We start from the raw sequence: 17,482 nt of genomic DNA, 5'->3' as shown, positions 1-17,482 counted from the left end.
TCTTATAGAAATAAATTTTCTACTTTCTTCAAATCAACATTGTGACAAAACATCACTACAATATCTCCTGCCTGAATATGACTATTACCAGAAACAAGGATTCCTTCATTGCCACGTACAACCCCTCCTATTATTACTCCTTGGGGTAGATGAATATCTTTTACCTCTTTTTGAGTTATTTTAGAACCTTCTACTGGAATAAACTCTGCAACATCTGCATTTACAGACATAAGAAATTTAACGTTTTCTACATTTGCATCGAGCATCATTTGGTATATATGACTTGCTGCTACTGCTTTTTTATTAACAAGAGTACCTATATCTAGACTCTCTGCCATATAATAATAATCTTCATTCTCTACCATTGCTACCGTCTTACGCACTCCTTTTTCTTTAGCTGTAAGACAAGCTAAAATATTTGTTTCTGCATTAGATGCTAACGATACAAAAGCTTGGGTACTAAGAATACCTTCTTCTGTTAACAAACTAAGATCACGACCATCACCATTTATTACCAAAGTATCTTCTTTTAATACCTCATTAAGATACTCACAGCGATCAATGTCTTGTTCTATAACTTTTACATTCATATAATCTGGCAATATCTCTACTGCCCTAACAGCAGTACTTCCACCACCCATAATCATTACGTTTTTAACATCTACATAATGTTCCTTGCCTACTACCTTACGAAGATAAGGGATATAATTCTTTGTTGTCATAAAGTACACTAAATCGTGCTTCTTTAAAACACTATTACCACCTGGTATAATTGTTTCACCATGACGTTTAATAGCAAGCACATGATAAGGCTCCTCTGGTCCTGCTGTTTCCTTTAAAGGTCTATCTAAAATAGTACAAGTACTACGAAGCTTAATACAAAGCATTACCAAAGCACCACCATGAACGTCCCATCTTTGGCGCACCCATGACATCTTCAAACCATTTACAATATCCTTTGCTGCTAATAAGTCTGGAAGCACTATACTATTAATACCCATCGACTTAAACTCTGCCAAGTTATTAGCCTCTACATATTCCGGATTATCTACCTTAGCCACTGTTTTCTTTGCTCCTAAACTATGGGCAATAAGACAAGAAGTGAGATTTACATGCTCGTCAGGTGTTACTGCAACAAACAAATCAGCATCTTGTACCCCTGCTTCTTTCTGTGCCTTAAAGCTAGAAGGAGATGCGTCTATTGTTAACAAATCATATTCACTACTTAAATTATCAAGGTTTTCGGAGTTTCCACTTATAAGTGTTATGTCATGTTTATCACGTGCTAACAGCTTAGACAAATAAGTTCCAATAACATATGCTCCTGCTATAACTATCTTCATTATATTTATTTTTTATTGTAAAACAGTTTCTAAACCGTTTATTATTTCTTTCTTTATTCCACATATATCTATACTACAGATATGTTTTAGCTCTTCCACTGTTCCTTGTTCTACAAAAGTGTCTGGCAAACCTAAACGAACAATATGAGGAGTGAAGCCGTGATCGCCCATCCATTCTGATATAGCTGTTCCTAATCCACCAGCTCTTACGCCGTCCTCTACCGTTATAACATAGCTAAACGTCTGCCCTACATACTGTAGAATAGCTTCATCTAAAGGTTTCAAAAAACGCATATCATAATGAGCTATCAAAGAAGTTTTATTAAATTTCTTTTCCAATTCAATAGCATCTATAGCACGTTCTACATCATTGCCTATAGTACCAATACTCAATACTGCTAACTTGTTACCTTCACGTATCTTGCGCCCTTTACCTACAGTTATTTCTTCTAAAGGACATTCCCAATCATTTAACACACCATTGCCACGAGGATAACGAATAACGAAAGTACCTTTATCGGGTAACTGTGCTGTATACATTAACTTACGTAACTCGTGCTCGTTCATAGGAGCAGATATGGTAAGATTAGGGATAGGACGAAGAAAAGCTAAGTCGAAAGCACCATGATGAGTAGCTCCATCTTCACCTACCAAGCCTGCACGGTCTAAACAAAGCACTACGGGTAAATTAAGAATGGCAGCATCATGAATAATATTATCATATGCACGTTGTAAAAACGAACTATAAATATTACAAAAAGGAATAAGACCATCTTTTGCCATACCTGCTGAAAATGTTACAGCATGCCCCTCTGCTATACCAACATCGAAACAGCGTTCAGGTATTTCGTCCATAACAATATTCATAGAGCACCCTGTAGGCATAGCAGGCGTAACACCTACAATAGCATTATTTTGTCGAGCTAATTCGAGTAAAGTCTTACCAAAGACATATTGATATTTAGGGGGATTAACTTTAGATGATACCTGCTCTACACGCTCGCCTGTAGCTGGATCAAACTTGCCGGGCGCATGCCAAACGGTAGCACTCTTCTCTGCAGGCTCATAACCCTTACCTTTTACTGTTCGTAAATGAAGTAATTTTGGTCCTTTCATATCCTTCAACTGCCTAAGAATACGTACTAACTCGCTTACATTATTACCATCAAAAGGACCAAAATAACGTATATTCATTCCTTCAAAAATATTCTGCTGACGAGCAAGAACCGATTTTAAAGAATTAGTAAGACGGATAATGCCTTTCTTACGTTCTTCTGTTAACAGTCCCTTCTTTTCAAACCATATAGATGCACGATTGCGAATTTTATTATAAGTTTCATTAGTATTCAAACCTATAAGATATTGCTCCATGCCGCCTACAGCACGATCTATAGACATTTCGTTGTCATTTAATATGATAAGAAGATCGTTAGGCTGACTAGAAACATTGTTCAGCCCCTCATAAGCTAAACCGCCACTCATAGCACCATCACCTATTATTGCCACTACATGACGTTTTTTATTCTGTAATTTAGCTGCAACAGCCATACCTAACGCAGCTGAAATAGAGTTAGAAGCATGACCACAAGTAAAAGTATCATACTCACTTTCCTTTGGAGAAGGAAAAGGCATAAGACCATGCAGCTTCCTATTAGTATAAAAAATATCACCACGACCTGTAATAATCTTATGACCATATGCTTGATGCCCCACATCCCACACTATACGATCATCAGGAGTATTAAAGACATAATGACAAGCTATAGTAATTTCTGTAGCACCCAAACTCGAAGCCAAATGACCCGGATTTACAGCTACCTCTTCTATTATCTTGCTTCGCAACTCCTTACATACTTCTGGAAGTGATTCTATCGGCAAACTTCTCAAATCAGAAGGATATCTTATCTGCCCTAAGTATTTATACTTATTCTCGCTCAACATTATCGTAGATAAAAATGACTATGGCTGCAAAGATACGCTAAATAGCTTAAAAGGCAAAGACTTTTAAAAGTAATTTACTAATGACTACTATTATATAAACTCTAAATAAGCCTATAATAAAGAAAAACCAGCAAGTGTTATATCTATTTTTTCACACTTGCTGGTTAATAGCACAATGCACCATAGCTTATATTATTATTATAAAAAGCTATAAAATGCAACTAAAAGATTATTCTTGCTGCTGACGATCCTGAATGTGATCACCCTTGGTAGGCTTCATTTCTTTCTCAAAATCAGTAACTCCTGCTTTTATAAGAAGGTCATACCATTGTAATAACTTTTTAATATCACTATTATGCACTCTGTCGCGATCGAAAGAAGGAAGCACTTCTGCAAAATAACATTGAAGCTCTTTTGATGAGGCTTTGCGCCAATTAAGCGAACATTCCTTACCTTCTTCCTTATCACGCACCTTGGCAAGAACCTCTCCAAGTGGCATATCTTCACTATCTGTAAATATAGCTATATCAGCAAGGCTGGTAACACGATCCGTGGCAAATATAGGCTGACGTTTTTTTGTTTCATCAAGAACTTCCACTATAAGATTATTATTACCACGGCTTACTAACTTGTAAAGACCCGGTTTTCCGGAAATTGAAAGAATTGTCTGTAACATTTTCTCTTAATCTTTTTATTATTATATATTTTTACTATCTTTTTGTAAGGAGGCAAGAATTGCAGTTATCTGCTTATCAAGATCCTTTTTACCATCATTTATAATATTATAATTGCTGCGAGCCAATATTTCACACTCTGGCAACTGACGTTTAATCCATGCACGTGCCTTATCCTCTGTTATGTTATCACGACACATTATACGATATATACGTACTTGCTCAGGAGCTGTTACACACACCACCTTGTCTATTTTTATACGCTTATCGAAACCACTATCAAAAAATATTGCACTCTCTATCCAATCGTAACCAGACGATATAAAATCGGTTGCTACTACAGGGTGAACTATATCGTTAATAGCTTTTACATGCTGAGAATCGGAAAGAAGATAACGTGTCAATACTGCTTTTTGCAATATACCTTTTACAAAGATATTCTTACCTACCAGATTACTTAACTGCTGCTGAATAACAGCAGAAGAAGACATCAATCTTTTAGCCTGTGCATCACTATCGTATACTGCTATTCCGCGCTGTTGAAGAAGCTTGCAGACGTACGATTTACCACTACCTATACCTCCTGTAATTGCTATTTTCATCGTTGTTCTATAACATAATCGACAGATGTTGTTGTAAGCTGAACATTACGAATATCTGTAGGACTTGCTGCAATATAAATACGACATTTATCTGAATGTCCTTCCACCAACTTACTATAATCGGCTACTACTTTAAAACCTGTAGGTAACAGCTCTTTTGTCTCGCTGTTTCTTGGCATAGACTGTAACCTAAAAGCACCTACTATAAACCTTACATTTACCTTACCTGGAAAAGTCCTTAACACCTTATCCTTAGGAATATTAATAGCCTCTATAGGCACTGAAACTGTCTCTTCTGTAAGAACATCAGGCGTTATTTTCATGCGTACCTTATTAGGAATACACTTTGCTCGGGCTATCTTACGAAGATTAACATCTACATCTTTAGTCTCGGTTAGTTTTGTTATATACTGTTTCTCTGTGTATACACTCTTTATACTATCCAAAGTAGCCTTATCAGCATATACTGTTACCATGTCGGGAGTAAAAAGAGTATGAGATATGTTATAACTGCCATTAGAGGCAACATATCCCAAAAACTTCACAGGAACACGCTTATGTAACCCATAATTATAAGTAAAACTAAGATTGTCTACCTTTAATGAAACTATACGAGTACCTTTATTAAGCTGATTTTGTATCTGACGCTGAATATCAACCAAAGAAACAGTACCATGCCCTCTATCATCGTTATACAAACGAAAACTTACCAAGACTGGTTTTAGCACTTTTGTAAACTCGTATGCAGCTATAACAAAACCTTTATCACGTACAGTAAAACGAACTATAGTGTCAGGATCTTCTGTTATAACAACATTTTTAGGAATGTCTATCAACTTCATATTAACAGTCAGCTCACTTTCATACGTCTCGTTTAAAGTCATCATAAGCCAAAATGCTCCACTTAAAAACAAGAAGAATAAAAAAACGAGGAACTCCTTGCTGAATATCTTCAATAAGAAGTTCCTTGCCGTATCTAATGTAAATATCAAGCGAATAGACATCATTTAAATTCCACCTTTATATAAAATTAGGTGATAGTAATATAACTCTTTTTATTTCTGAGCTTGTGCCTGAGATGCTTTAACATCAGCAAAAACATAGCTCTTATCTACTGTTATAACTACACCTTTGGCAATTTCTATATCTATTTTACCTGTTGTTAGGTCTATACGCTTTACTGTTCCGTATATACCACCACCTGTAACTACAGAGTCGCCATCTTTTAAAGCATTCTGAAAAGCACGAATCTGCTTTTGCTTCTTCTGCTGAGGACGAATCATAAAGAAATACATTATTACAAAGATGGCTACCATCATAAAAATCATAGAATAACCACCACCTTGTGATTGAGCTACTAATAAAATTTCTGTATTCATTATTTATTTATTTGTTATCTTAATATTAATAATTTACACTATTCTCTCGTAAAAACAATTAGTTATCATCATGCTTTTCGCTTGCTACACTACGAAAACTACGCTTAGCTTCTATAGCCCTATTATATTTTCTGCGCTGCTGAGATTCAGGCATAGGCTTTAGTAGCTTACCCACTTCTATTAAATGACGAGCTATACTATCTAACATACCATTAATATAACCACCACTACGCGGAGTACTATATAGCTTAGCAAGATTAACATACTCATTTATAGAAACGTTAATAGGGATATTAGGAAAATTAACCATTTCGGCTATTGCTATTTGCATTATAACAACGTCCATATATGCAAGACGAGAAAAATCCCAGTTACGGCTCGCCTGACTCATATAACCCTGATAAACCTCTGCATTTATAATGGTAGCGCGAAAAAGATCAATAGCAAACTTGCGATCTTCGTCGTCTTTAAATTCTGGCAACAACTCTTGGTCTGCACCTTTTGCAGGATCAAAACGCTTAATAGTCTTTACAACAAAGGTATCTACTATCTCTTTATCGTCATTCCAATAAATACTTTTATCTTCTAAATATGCATCTATTAGCTCATTGTTTTCTATAATATGCCGATAAAGCTTACGCCACAACTCACGATCAGCATCATAAGAAGCATCATCACTTAAGATGTAATCTTTAAAAACATCGCTCTCCTCTATATCATTACATATCTTGCGCACAAGCTCTATATCATCGTCCCAACGATAACTCTGATTAGATAAAAAAGCATTCAGCTGATTATTCTCTTCTAACTGTAAAGCAAACTTATTATTAATAAAACGATCTGAAGGCATTTGTAACTCCTCACGCTTTGCTTTTCGCTGTAAAATATCAAAGCGGCGACGCTCCTCTTGAGTTACTGCAACTATCAAGCCTAAAAGAAAATTATACAAATCATAAGCTTTTGAAAGACTTAATAACAACTCTTTCTCTGCTGTATCCATATTACGACTACCATTTTGATAGTATCCATAGGTTAACTGAACAACCTTTATTCGAATTAATTCTCTGTTAATCATCTTGCGAGTTATTGTGCTTCTTCAATAATTTATGATTGCAAATGTAGGAATTTTTCCACGTTTGCACAAGTAAAAGATATTATTTTATGCTTTTTTTAGTTGCCAATTATCTTATTTGCTAAAAAAAGCGTACCTTTGTAACGCTTTTTGCAAATTGAGAACAAGAGAAGGTTATTAATAATATATCCCTATTCTCGACAAGCATCTCAGTGTGTGATGGCGAATTAACATTCATATTAATTTAGAGTAACACAACACAATTATGAAAGAAATTAAGTTGTCAGGTCAGAAGCGTAACGACCTTGGGAAAAAAGCTTCACGTTTAATGCGTAAGGAAGGCTTAGTGCCATGTAATCTTTATGGTGAAAAGAAAGAAAATGGTCTTCCTGTAGCAGTCTCTTTTTCATCGCCTATGTCTGAGCTTCGTAAGCTTGTTTATACACCAAATATATACGGTGTAGAGCTAACAATAGATGGTGAAAAACACTTGGCTGTAATGAAGGACTTACAATTTCACCCAACTACAGATGCTCTTTTACATGTAGACTTCTATGAGGTAACAGAAGAGAAACCTATCGTAATGGGAGTTCCTGTTAAGCTTTCTGGTCTTGCACAAGGTGTTCGCGATGGTGGTCGATTGAATATGTCTATTCGTAAGATCAATGTTAAAGCTCCTTTCAATAAAATGCCAGAAACTTTAAATATTGATGTAACCAATCTTCAGCTTGGTAAAGCTATAAAGGTAGGCGATTTAAGTTTTGAAGGTTTGGAATTAGTAACTTCTAAAGAGGTAGTAGTTTGTTCTATTAAGGCTACACGTAATTCGCGTACTGCTGCAACTACCGCTGAATAATTTTATCTTTAAACAAACTAAAATATTAGTTTAACCAAATTGGATAAATATTTAATATGTGGTCTTGGTAACCCTGGTAATGAATATGAGGGTACTAGACATAATACGGGATTTATGGTATTGGACGCTTTAGCTAAAGCGTCCAATGCTGTTTTTGAGGATAAACGTTATGGTTTTATCGCAGAGTTTACCTTAAAAGGTAGAAAGATTATCCTTCTAAAGCCTACTACATTTATGAACTTATCGGGAAATGCTGTGCGCTATTGGCTTAATAAGGAGAATATAGATCAAAGTCGTTTATTAGTAATATCCGATGATATTGCCTTGCCACTTGGTGCTTTTCGTTTAAAAGGAAGTGGATCGAATGGAGGACATAATGGCTTAGGTAATATAGAGCAGCTTATAGGTAAGGATTATCCTCGACTGAGAATGGGCATAGGAAACGATTATGCTAAAGGGAAACAAGTGGACTGGGTATTAGGTCATTACTCTGAAGAAGACATGAAAATATTACAGCCCTCTATCGATTTAGCTGGAGACATTATAAAAAGTTTTGTACTTTCAGGGCTTGGATTTACTATGAACGAATATAATAAACTGGGGAAGAAATAATATGAGCGATATAGCACGAATAGATAAATGGCTATGGGCTGCACGAATATTTAAGACGCGCTCTTTAGCTGCTAATGCTTGCAAAAATGGTCGTGTTACAGTAGCAGGAGTAAGCAGGAAGCCTTCCCATAATATAAAAGTAGGCGATGTGGTAAGTGTTAAGAAAGCTCCCATCACTTATTCCTTTAAAGTGCTTAAAACCATAGAACAACGTGTAGGAGCTAAACTTATACCTGAAGTTTACGAAAATGTTACCGATGCCAAACAATATGAACTTTTAGAGATGAGTCGTATAAGTGGTTTTGTAGACAGAGCAAGGGGCACAGGGCGTCCTACTAAGAAAGAACGACGCGCAATGGAGGCATTTATCTATTTAGATGATTGTGATTTAGATAATGAAGAAGATCTTGATTAAAAAAACTTATAATCAATAAAACATTTTTAGAAGGTCATATTATTTTTTTATTTCATCATACGTTTTTATAAAATAGTACATGCTTCAAAACATTATCTCCTCACACAACCTGTCTTTAGACATTGCTACAATAATAGCAAAATGTGAACATGACAAGATTTTTATATTAGTGGACGAAAACACCAAAAGGAAATGTTTACCACTAATAAAAGACTATCATTGCTTAAAAAAAGCAGAAACTATAACTATAAAAGCATCGGATATTAATAAAAATATTAATACTGTTATAGATGTTTGGACTTCTTTACAAACTCTTGGAGCTACTCGACACTCAGTATTAATAAATCTTGGGGGAGGAATGGTAACTGATCTTGGAGGATTTGCTGCATCTACATTTAAAAGAGGTATAAAATTTATAAACATTCCAACTACTCTTCTTGCTATGGTAGATGCCAGTGTTGGAGGGAAAACAGGAATTAATTTTATGGGATTAAAAAACGAAATAGGAGTATTTAATAACCCCATTTCTGTTGTTTTGAACACGCAATGGTTAAAAACCTTAGATCATGAAAATATACTAAGTGGATTTGCAGAAATGTTAAAACATAGCCTTATTAGTAATGAAACTATGTGGGCAGAACATGTTAATTTTGATCTTTTTAAGCCTAACCTAAAAAAGCTCTCATCTATGCTCACTCAAAATATAAAGGTAAAAGAAGATATTGTCTTACAAGACCCAACAGAGAAAAATATCAGAAAAGCTTTAAACTTTGGGCATACATTTGGCCATGCCTTTGAAAGTTGGGCTATAAAACGCAAACCCATACTTCATGGATACGCTGTAGCTTATGGATTGATACCAGAACTCTTTATCTCCATGTATAAAAAAGGATTCCCTACGGATAAACTTAGACAAACCGTTCTTTTCATTCAACAGAACTATGGCACTCTTAACATAACATGCGATGATTATACAGAAATTATAAATTATATGCATCATGATAAAAAAAACAGTGGAAACGATATAAATATTACTCTATTAAGCAATATTGGTAATATCTGTATTAATCAAACCGCCACAGAAAAAGAAATAAAAGAAGCCTTAGATTTCTTTAGAGAAGGATAACCATATATAATAACATTATGTAGACTTAATACTAACTTTTATTATACAAACAACAACCCTTTAACAAACAAATAAAAACTATTTAAGAACAAAAATAAATTATTTTCACATCATTTTTAAGTTATTTTTCCGCTAAAAATAATTTATTTTTCTTTATTATATATGTCTTTTTTCTTACTAAAAAAGTCTCTTTTACTCTTTATATAATAAACTGTGTTTTATGTTTTTATATATGTTTTATACCTAATCTTATTTTTTCAGGAAGTCCATACATAATAGATGCCTTAATTTCCTTTACTGATAGTTTCCAAAATAGCCTGTAATGATTTATCTTTCTAAAAAAAGCTCTTATAAAATAAAGACCTCCTGAGCGAAAACCTTCAGGGACATTATCTTTACCAAAGTTGCCTCCAGCAAGTACTATCTTTAATATTCTTTCTACATACTTGCGTTCTTTCTTTTCTAATTCTATAGGAAACATTTCTTTAGGCAAATTAAATTTATCTACAAGTATCCACCCAATAGCAATGAAAGCTTTTCTAAAGCCTAACTCTGTGAGATGCTTATCAAGTAAAGTTCTGTTTACATCTTTATGGTAATGCTGAAGAAGACAAATCAAATCGCAAAAATGACGAAATCCCACTCCTAACTCTACCAAGTGATGATACATATGTAAAAACGTGTAAAGCAGATTTAACGTTGGTGCTAAAGTAGGTATATCTGTATTACATATTTTCACCATTACAGGCTTATTTGCAGCAAGAATATTATCCCAATACTGCTGATTAGCAGAAGAAAAGAAATGCATCATGTTATAATGTAACTCAAACAACACATTATTATGTGTAAAACTATAGTGTTGCTTAGAGTCTTCAGCGTCAAGTTTTACCCCCCACTCTGCCTTTATCAATGTCTTTGCTCTATCAAAATGCTTTTTATCTACATAAAAATCTATATCACCAGGCAAGCGTTCTTGTCTATGAGGATATAATGTAGATATTGTTTGCCCTTTAAAAATAAGATGTGGTATAGCATTATCTGATAACAACTTACTTATAGCAGTTAGCTCTTTCGATACTTTTTCGTTTAACAACCTAATACGTTCAGATAATGTAAATACCTTAAAAGCATCTATTCTATCAAGTAATACCTTTTCTCTTATTAATACTCCTGCTACCATTCCATCTACGGTCTGCTTACGAGCTAAAGACATTAAAGATACATACTCCGTATGCGATAATGACTTAAAGGGTAAAGAGCTATAACCAAAGCTCTTCTGCAAAAGTAGATATAACAAATTCATATCAGATTTATTATAATATAATGAGAAAAAGATAAAATATAAAAAGTAAAGATTAATCTTTAAAGCAAGGGGAAGTTTTCTGACAACAATTCTGATTTCTTTTTTATAACAACATCGTCATACATCATCATTATAATGTCCTCTTCATAGTTTCCTATAATACTTTTATTCTTCTTTCCATGAATATTATTAAGTATTAGCTGCACGAAGTCTACTCCTGCACCATAAGCATGCAAATAAGCTCCACCAAAGCGAGGATTAATCTCACTCAGATAATACTCACCATTTTTATAAAAGAAGTCCATATCACAAGGGCCATTTAGCTCTAAAACAGAACATACTTCTCGTACAAAATCAAACAATTTATGATCTTTAAAAGATATTGTTTTGCTTGCTCCTCCTATCCTACTTTCTATCTTCTTTTTAGAAAAAATAGCAACAGGCTCATGAGAAATACAGTCTACATAAACATCTGCATCACAGTCGCCACCTGTCATTAATTCCTGAATAATATAAGTAAACTTGCCATCATAAAACTTTTCTTCTGCTTCTTCCCAATTATTAACTTTTCCTATCCCAGCACTGCCACTACCAGAAATAGGCTTCATAAAGACAGGGAAACTTATTTCACCTTTTTCTAACCCCTCTTTAAAACTTTCAAGAGAATTGTACGTTAATACTGTACGTACTCCTTTAGTATATAAATACTTAAACATTTCATATTTATCAAAACATAAATGAGCAGTCCAATCTGCTGGGCAAAGAGGAAGAATATCTTTCTGTAAAAACTCTTTACGATGTTTTGATAACAATTCTATTTCTGGATCTATAAGTGTAGTAATGGCATTAACACTTTCCTTGTTACAAATATCAAAAACCTTACTTATATACTCTGGTGCATCAATACGTGGCATAAGATAGCTACTATCAGCCATAAACAATGCAGGAGCAACTGGTGAAAGGTCGGTGGCAATAATTTTCCCACTTTCCTTCATAGACTTACGAAAGTTTTGCAATAATTTTACGCGACGTCCACAACTACAAAATAATATATTATCCATATACTTAATATTTTGATTTCATTATAAAATCTTTTTCTGTCCATTCTTCTCTTACTGCACAATACTCATCTCCCCTCTTTACATATATAACAGGAAAGTAATGAATAAAAAGTGGTGTAAGGCACAATGTATAAGCTCCCACTCTGTTAAAAACTATTTTATCTCCGGGATATAGTGTTTTTTCCCCCTTCTCTAATACAAATAATCTATCGTTTTCAAGACATGTTAGTCCTCCAACAAGCTGCTTATACTGACATTTTTCAGAACTTTTTTTATATATAAATGATTTGAAATAATCTGTTTTATGAAATAGAGGGTCTACATCATTTCTTGTTCCATCAGTGGTAACAACATTTTTATCATTATGGTGTTTTACATCTATTACAGTACAAACATAGTCAAATGCTGATGCTACAATAGCATTACCTGGCTCTACAATAATCTTATAATTGTTACTACTATGCTTTAACACATCATAAAAAGCATCTACATAGTCTGCATAAGTAGGCTTACCTGGCATTTCACCAAAATATCCTCCTCCTAAGTCTATATATTCTATATTTAGATTATATTTATTAATAACAGATAAGGCATAAGTTAAAGTGTTTTTATAAAAGTCTACACTACGAGTCTTAGAAGTACGGTGTATATGCAAACCCACTAAGCGAACATTACTATATTCAGATATTTGTTGTATAGCATTCTTAAAATCTGCAGAATCTGCAGAAAATCCAAATCTACTATCATCTTCTTTATGATTTTCATCTAATGGAGATATTTTAGATATGTCTATATTTAGTCTTATACCAACCTTATAAATCTCATTACAAGATAATTCCCTTAACCATTCTATTTCTCTGAAAGATTCTATGTTTACAATACCTTTATGCTTTAACACATCAAGAAAAGTATCTTTAGATTTCATCGGACCATTATATATAATATGGTTTTTAGGAAATCCACAAGTTAATGCTAATCGATATTCATGATAAGAAACTACTTCTGCATAACACCCATTATCTTTAGCTATTTTAAGACAATAAGGTAAGGAATTGGTTTTTACAGAGTAACCTATAATACTATTTGGAAATTTAGTATCTAAAGCTGTTTTAAAACCATAAATACTTTTTTTAAGTTCTTCTTCTTTTAAAATGAAACAAGGTGTAGATAAATTGCTTATAGTCATCATTTTTTCAATTACTTCCATTAAATTCTTCCATTGTAACAAGACCTTCCTGCGATATGCCATCACGCTTGAGTACCGACTTTATAGTAAACCAAATAACTTTTAAATCTGTTCTCAACGAAACATGATCAACATACCATACGTCATATTCAAACTTTCTTTTCCAAGTTATTCCATTACGACCATGACATTGAGCCCAACCCGTAATACCAGGTCTAACATCATGCCTACGCATCTGCTCTTCAGAATATAATGGTAGATATTTTACTAATAATGGGCGTGGCCCTATTAAAGACATATCACCCTTTAAAACATTGATAAGCTGTGGCAACTCATCTATAGACGTTGAACGTACAAACTTTCCTACTTTAGTTATACGATGCTCATCAGATAATAATTTTCCAGACTCATCACATTCATCGGTCATTGTCTTATACTTAATTATTCTAAAAATTTTCTTGTTTCTACCTGGACGTTCTTGATAAAAGAACACTCCAGAGCCTTTATTTGCAAAATAAAGCCAAACGGTTACTACTAACAATAAAGGGCTAACACATACCAAGGCTATAAAAGAGATGACTATATCCAAAAGACGTTTAAAAAAATATTGATACATCTTGCTAAAAATCTTTTTATTTTATAAAAGCTCTTTATACATAGCTAATAAAGCATTCCATAAATCTCGGCGTTCATATCTATTACAGATTTTCTCACGAGCGCAAGCAGCAAGCTGCTCCACCTTATTTTTATTTTGTATAAAGAGGTTCATAGCTTTAAGTAATGCAATAGCACTCTTTGATGGTATTATGACTCCATTCACTCCATCTTCTATTATTTCATTACTACCATTAATATCTGTTACTATTGAAGGTAGCCCCATTGCTCCAGCTTCCATTACTACATTAGGAAATCCTTCACGATAACTTGGAAACACTAAAGCATCTGAAGCAAGAAGATAAGGACGCACATCTTTCTGAGAACCTACATATAATATGTCTTTATTTTCATTAAAAAAAGCCTCGTATTCTTTATAAATAGTGCCTTTACTCAACTCAAAAGAACCTACTATAATAAGTTTACATTTACCTCTTAACTCTTTCATACAAGCAATAAGCTCATTAATGCCCTTATCCCTTACTATCCGTCCTATGAATATAAATGTAAAATCATTGGGTAATAAACAAAGTTTTTGCCTCATTTCCTTACGGCTAATTCCTACTGCTTCATTAGAAAAATAACTCGTATCAATGCCATTAATATTACCATTTAATATTACTTTCAGAGGCTTACTCGTTATCTTATCTTTCTGTAAAGTATTTAAAACTCCTCGTCCCTCAGGAATAACCTTTGTTGCAAAATAACAAGTAACACGCTCCATCATCATTAATAAAGCACGAAATATACCACTTGCACCCTCATAACGTAATCCTGTTACAAGATAAATACGATGCTTTACCCCAGCAACTTTACCAGCTATCATTGCTAATAAACTTCCTTTTGGAGTATTTGCATGGACAATGTCAGGCTTCTCTCTTTTAAAAATACAATATAACTTCCATAGGCATTTAATATCGGATAATAATGAAATCTCACGGCACATAGGCACTTCTATAGTTCTTATACCCTCACGCTCACCTATCTCTTCTAACAATCCAGTATTGTTAGATACACCTATAACATTAAACTCTTTATTTAAAAATTTCAACTGCCCCTTTCCAAATGAATCAAGACTTATATCAGAGGTCATTATACGTATTATTTTCTTTTTCATATTCTGATTTATTGCAATAACAAGTTATTATAAACCTCTAAATATCCATTAACAGTGGTATCTATATCAAATAGCTGTGCCCTTTTATAACAGGCTCTTGCTACTTGCTGATAATAAAGACTATCTTCCATAAGTTTTAATATTTCTTCTGCCAATTTTCTGTCATTCTGATAAGGAAAGAGAATACCAGCCCCTATAGTAGTTTGATGTAATCCCTTAACATCACTCGCTATAAAAGGCTTATTCACAGACATTCCCTCTATACTTGCCAAAGATAAGCCCTCATAACGAGAAGACATAACTATAACATCTGAAGCTTGCAACAGTTCTGGTACATCGCTACGCACGCCAAAAAGCCTTACTCGCTCTCTTAAAGACAACTTGCTTATAAGATTATCTATCTCGTTTCTACGTACACCATCACCTAACAACCATACCTTATAGTTAGTTGGCAGATATTGTAAAGCTTTTATTAACGTGTCTTGATCCTTACTTACTCGAAAACCTGCAACCATTGATATGATAACATCTCCTTCCTTTTTATACTCTTTATTAGGTGTTGCAGAATGAAACCTTTCTATATTTACACCATTTGGTATAGTTATAACCTTACTATCATACCCTATATAATCTATTAACAACTTTGTTGCTATTTCTGATATTGATATTATTTTTTCATACCTACTATACATCCACTTATCAAATGGTTTTAACCACCACTTAGAACGTCTACGGTTTTCTGTGCTATGCTCTGTTGTTACTAACTTACACTTACATGGTATTATCATCTTAGCTAATGCTACAAACAGCTGACAAGCAGTGTTATGTGTATGAATAATATCATATTTTTTCAGAAAAGGAAATATCTTAAATATAAATCCTACTCTATACACACTACCTTTTCTTGCTAAAGAATAGACATTAATACCATTTTTACGTAGCTTTTTATAAAAAGGAGTTTCGCCTCCTATAAAAGTAAGAACATCTACTTCAACGCCTTTCCTTTTAAGTAAAGGAACCATCTCTGATATAAGATTTTCTGCCCCTCCTGTTTCTAATGATGTTATCACATGAAGTATTCTCATATTTCTGAAGCTGATTCTATTAACCTTTTTATCACAACTTTTGGCGCTAACCATTTTTCGTAATATTCTCGAGCTCCTTTTTCTAATTTTAATCTATAAGTAGAATCATTCTTTATTTTTACGACAGCATCATATATTTCTTCAGGTTTATAAACAAAATGAATACTCTCACCATGTATCAACCCTTCACCAGGCATCTCACGCGTTAAAGGAGTAGAAATGATAGCTTTACCCATACATAAATACTCTGCTAATTTCCATCCATGACATCCACATACGCTTGGAGTATTAAAAACAAGCACACTTTCTTTAGTCTTCTTTATATAAGTATCCATGGATATCCTTTTCTTATAAATAAAATTTTTATATAAGGTTAAATATTTAGGATAATCTGGCATTTCTGCTAAAACATCTGTGCCACCTAAATAAAAAAGTCCTCCATCTATTTTCATACCTGCTTTTTTACAAGCCTTTAAAAATTCTCCGCGATACATATTAGTATCTGTTTCTGCAAATTGATTATACCATAAAGTAGAAGCATGAAATATATAATTATCCTTTAATATATATTTTTTTTCGTAATCTTGTAAAGTTCTTCTTCTTATAAACGTGTATAAATAATCTAAAAGAACATCTTTCAATGGTCTAGATCCTTTTCGTCCTATTATATATCTCTTTATTGCTAAAAATATTGTAAATAATAAATTATGATTTCTTAATCCAAAATGAGGTCCAATAATCACTAACTTTGAATATTTGATATTATCATTAAAAGCTACATTTACTTTTGCATAAATATTACACCAATCATATCTTTGAGTATGAATAGTAGCCTTATCTTCTGTATCTATAAATATCTTTAATATCTTATTTTTATTTCTTACTATTATCGGCACACCTTGTTCATAATCTATTCTATCTGAATATGATAAATCCTTAAAATAATTTACTGAATATTTTAAATTTCTTTTCCCAATATTACAAGTTGCCCCCCACAAAAACCATGTGGAATACTTATAACCTGCTCGAGGGTCTACGTAAATTTCCATCTGTATT

At 33.4% G+C, this 17,482-nt stretch carries 18 protein-coding genes; 4 read left to right on the top strand and 14 right to left on the bottom strand.

The genetic code is table 11. The features are described 5' to 3' along the window. Positions 1-2 precede the first annotated feature (2 nt). The 7 genes from trkA to nusB all read right to left on the bottom strand — a co-directional run bounded on the left by trkA (position 3) and on the right by nusB (position 7,014). Entirely contained in the window at positions 3-1,343 is a 1,341-nt protein-coding gene (gene trkA, locus AC1DCD_RS01765; RefSeq protein ID WP_008451150.1) for a Trk system potassium transporter TrkA, read from the bottom strand. Positions 1,344-1,355: 12 nt separating this feature from the next. Further along, complete coding sequence (gene dxs / locus AC1DCD_RS01760; protein WP_464639774.1) at positions 1,356-3,284, bottom strand: 1-deoxy-D-xylulose-5-phosphate synthase; 1,929 nt, start codon at positions 3,282-3,284, stop codon at positions 1,356-1,358. 229 nt (positions 3,285-3,513) lie between these two features. Then, positions 3,514-3,960, bottom strand: coding sequence for a DUF5606 family protein (locus AC1DCD_RS01755; protein ID WP_036855354.1), 447 nt, complete (start codon positions 3,958-3,960; stop codon positions 3,514-3,516). 21 nt (positions 3,961-3,981) lie between these two features. After that, a complete protein-coding gene (gene coaE / locus AC1DCD_RS01750; protein WP_464639776.1) occupies positions 3,982-4,560 on the bottom strand; it encodes a dephospho-CoA kinase in 579 nt (192 codons plus the stop codon). Next, entirely contained in the window at positions 4,557-5,567 is a 1,011-nt protein-coding gene (locus AC1DCD_RS01745; RefSeq protein WP_036855348.1) for a CdaR family protein, read from the bottom strand. The genes coaE and AC1DCD_RS01745 overlap by 4 nt, the downstream gene beginning before the upstream one ends. A 48-nt stretch (positions 5,568-5,615) precedes the next feature. Next, positions 5,616-5,939, bottom strand: coding sequence for a preprotein translocase subunit YajC (yajC, locus tag AC1DCD_RS01740; protein ID WP_464639779.1), 324 nt, complete (start codon positions 5,937-5,939; stop codon positions 5,616-5,618). A gap of 58 nt (positions 5,940-5,997) precedes the next feature. Further along, a complete protein-coding gene (gene nusB, locus AC1DCD_RS01735; RefSeq protein WP_464639781.1) occupies positions 5,998-7,014 on the bottom strand; it encodes a transcription antitermination factor NusB in 1,017 nt (338 codons plus the stop codon). Positions 7,015-7,276: 262 nt separating this feature from the next. Between nusB and AC1DCD_RS01730 the strand changes: the two genes are divergently transcribed. The 4 genes from AC1DCD_RS01730 to aroB all read left to right on the top strand — a co-directional run bounded on the left by AC1DCD_RS01730 (position 7,277) and on the right by aroB (position 10,020). Continuing rightward, the gene (locus AC1DCD_RS01730; protein ID WP_008451095.1) at positions 7,277-7,867 is read left to right on the top strand and encodes a 50S ribosomal protein L25/general stress protein Ctc; all 591 of its coding nucleotides are present in this window, start codon (positions 7,277-7,279) and stop codon (positions 7,865-7,867) included. Positions 7,868-7,906: 39 nt separating this feature from the next. Further along, positions 7,907-8,479, top strand: a complete 573-nt coding sequence (gene pth, locus AC1DCD_RS01725; protein WP_019035642.1) for an aminoacyl-tRNA hydrolase — start codon at positions 7,907-7,909, stop codon at positions 8,477-8,479. A 1-nt stretch (position 8,480) separates the two neighbouring features. Then, positions 8,481-8,894 (top strand): RNA-binding S4 domain-containing protein, encoded by a 414-nt coding sequence (locus AC1DCD_RS01720; protein ID WP_008451081.1) that lies wholly within the window; start codon positions 8,481-8,483, stop codon positions 8,892-8,894. Between the two features lie 79 nt (positions 8,895-8,973). Continuing rightward, positions 8,974-10,020 (top strand): 3-dehydroquinate synthase, encoded by a 1,047-nt coding sequence (gene aroB, locus AC1DCD_RS01715; RefSeq protein WP_464639784.1) that lies wholly within the window; start codon positions 8,974-8,976, stop codon positions 10,018-10,020. 226 nt (positions 10,021-10,246) lie between these two features. On the opposite strand, the gene AC1DCD_RS01710 is transcribed toward aroB, so the two are convergent. From AC1DCD_RS01710 to AC1DCD_RS01680, 7 genes are read right to left on the bottom strand one after another with little or no spacing between them, the layout of a single operon-like run. Then, positions 10,247-11,323: a nucleotidyltransferase domain-containing protein gene (locus AC1DCD_RS01710; protein ID WP_464639786.1), complete on the bottom strand. Its 1,077-nt coding sequence runs from the start codon at positions 11,321-11,323 to the stop codon at positions 10,247-10,249. Between the two features lie 59 nt (positions 11,324-11,382). Then, positions 11,383-12,384, bottom strand: coding sequence for an ATP-grasp domain-containing protein (locus AC1DCD_RS01705; RefSeq protein ID WP_464639788.1), 1,002 nt, complete (start codon positions 12,382-12,384; stop codon positions 11,383-11,385). A 4-nt stretch (positions 12,385-12,388) separates the two neighbouring features. After that, positions 12,389-13,591: a type III PLP-dependent enzyme domain-containing protein gene (locus tag AC1DCD_RS01700; RefSeq protein WP_464639790.1), complete on the bottom strand. Its 1,203-nt coding sequence runs from the start codon at positions 13,589-13,591 to the stop codon at positions 12,389-12,391. After that, positions 13,578-14,186 (bottom strand): sugar transferase, encoded by a 609-nt coding sequence (locus AC1DCD_RS01695; RefSeq protein ID WP_464639792.1) that lies wholly within the window; start codon positions 14,184-14,186, stop codon positions 13,578-13,580. The genes AC1DCD_RS01700 and AC1DCD_RS01695 overlap by 14 nt, the downstream gene beginning before the upstream one ends. Before the next feature lie 21 nt (positions 14,187-14,207). After that, on the bottom strand, positions 14,208-15,341 hold the full coding sequence (locus AC1DCD_RS01690; RefSeq protein WP_464639794.1) for a glycosyltransferase family 4 protein: 1,134 nt from the start codon (positions 15,339-15,341) through the stop codon (positions 14,208-14,210). An 8-nt stretch (positions 15,342-15,349) separates the two neighbouring features. Next, positions 15,350-16,426 carry a glycosyltransferase gene (locus tag AC1DCD_RS01685; protein WP_464639796.1) on the bottom strand — a complete coding sequence of 359 codons (1,077 nt, stop codon included), beginning with the start codon at positions 16,424-16,426 and terminating at the stop codon, positions 15,350-15,352. Further along, positions 16,423-17,475: a glycosyltransferase gene (locus AC1DCD_RS01680; RefSeq protein WP_464639798.1), complete on the bottom strand. Its 1,053-nt coding sequence runs from the start codon at positions 17,473-17,475 to the stop codon at positions 16,423-16,425. The genes AC1DCD_RS01685 and AC1DCD_RS01680 overlap by 4 nt, the downstream gene beginning before the upstream one ends. Between the last annotated feature and the right edge of the window lie 7 nt (positions 17,476-17,482).

It is taken from the genome of Prevotella sp. C0209C1 (assembly GCF_056583855.1).
The sequence above is the reverse complement of the archived record's forward strand: the minus strand, read 5'-3'. Positions and strand labels throughout refer to the sequence as shown.

Coding starts and splice junctions, on each gene's coding strand:
- trkA (WP_008451150.1), bottom strand. CDS start 1,343: ATGAAGATAGTTATAGCAGGAGCATATGTTATTGGAACTTATTTGTCT.
- dxs (WP_464639774.1), bottom strand. CDS start 3,284: ATGTTGAGCGAGAATAAGTATAAATACTTAGGGCAGATAAGATATCCT.
- AC1DCD_RS01755 (WP_036855354.1), bottom strand. CDS start 3,960: ATGTTACAGACAATTCTTTCAATTTCCGGAAAACCGGGTCTTTACAAG.
- coaE (WP_464639776.1), bottom strand. CDS start 4,560: ATGAAAATAGCAATTACAGGAGGTATAGGTAGTGGTAAATCGTACGTC.
- AC1DCD_RS01745 (WP_036855348.1), bottom strand. CDS start 5,567: ATGATGTCTATTCGCTTGATATTTACATTAGATACGGCAAGGAACTTC.
- yajC (WP_464639779.1), bottom strand. CDS start 5,939: ATGAATACAGAAATTTTATTAGTAGCTCAATCACAAGGTGGTGGTTAT.
- nusB (WP_464639781.1), bottom strand. CDS start 7,014: ATGATTAACAGAGAATTAATTCGAATAAAGGTTGTTCAGTTAACCTAT.
- AC1DCD_RS01730 (WP_008451095.1), top strand. CDS start 7,277: ATGAAAGAAATTAAGTTGTCAGGTCAGAAGCGTAACGACCTTGGGAAA.
- AC1DCD_RS01720 (WP_008451081.1), top strand. CDS start 8,481: ATGAGCGATATAGCACGAATAGATAAATGGCTATGGGCTGCACGAATA.
- aroB (WP_464639784.1), top strand. CDS start 8,974: ATGCTTCAAAACATTATCTCCTCACACAACCTGTCTTTAGACATTGCT.
- AC1DCD_RS01710 (WP_464639786.1), bottom strand. CDS start 11,323: ATGAATTTGTTATATCTACTTTTGCAGAAGAGCTTTGGTTATAGCTCT.
- AC1DCD_RS01705 (WP_464639788.1), bottom strand. CDS start 12,384: ATGGATAATATATTATTTTGTAGTTGTGGACGTCGCGTAAAATTATTG.
- AC1DCD_RS01700 (WP_464639790.1), bottom strand. CDS start 13,591: ATGGAAGTAATTGAAAAAATGATGACTATAAGCAATTTATCTACACCT.
- AC1DCD_RS01695 (WP_464639792.1), bottom strand. CDS start 14,186: ATGTATCAATATTTTTTTAAACGTCTTTTGGATATAGTCATCTCTTTT.
- AC1DCD_RS01690 (WP_464639794.1), bottom strand. CDS start 15,341: ATGAAAAAGAAAATAATACGTATAATGACCTCTGATATAAGTCTTGAT.
- AC1DCD_RS01685 (WP_464639796.1), bottom strand. CDS start 16,426: ATGAGAATACTTCATGTGATAACATCATTAGAAACAGGAGGGGCAGAA.
- AC1DCD_RS01680 (WP_464639798.1), bottom strand. CDS start 17,475: ATGGAAATTTACGTAGACCCTCGAGCAGGTTATAAGTATTCCACATGG.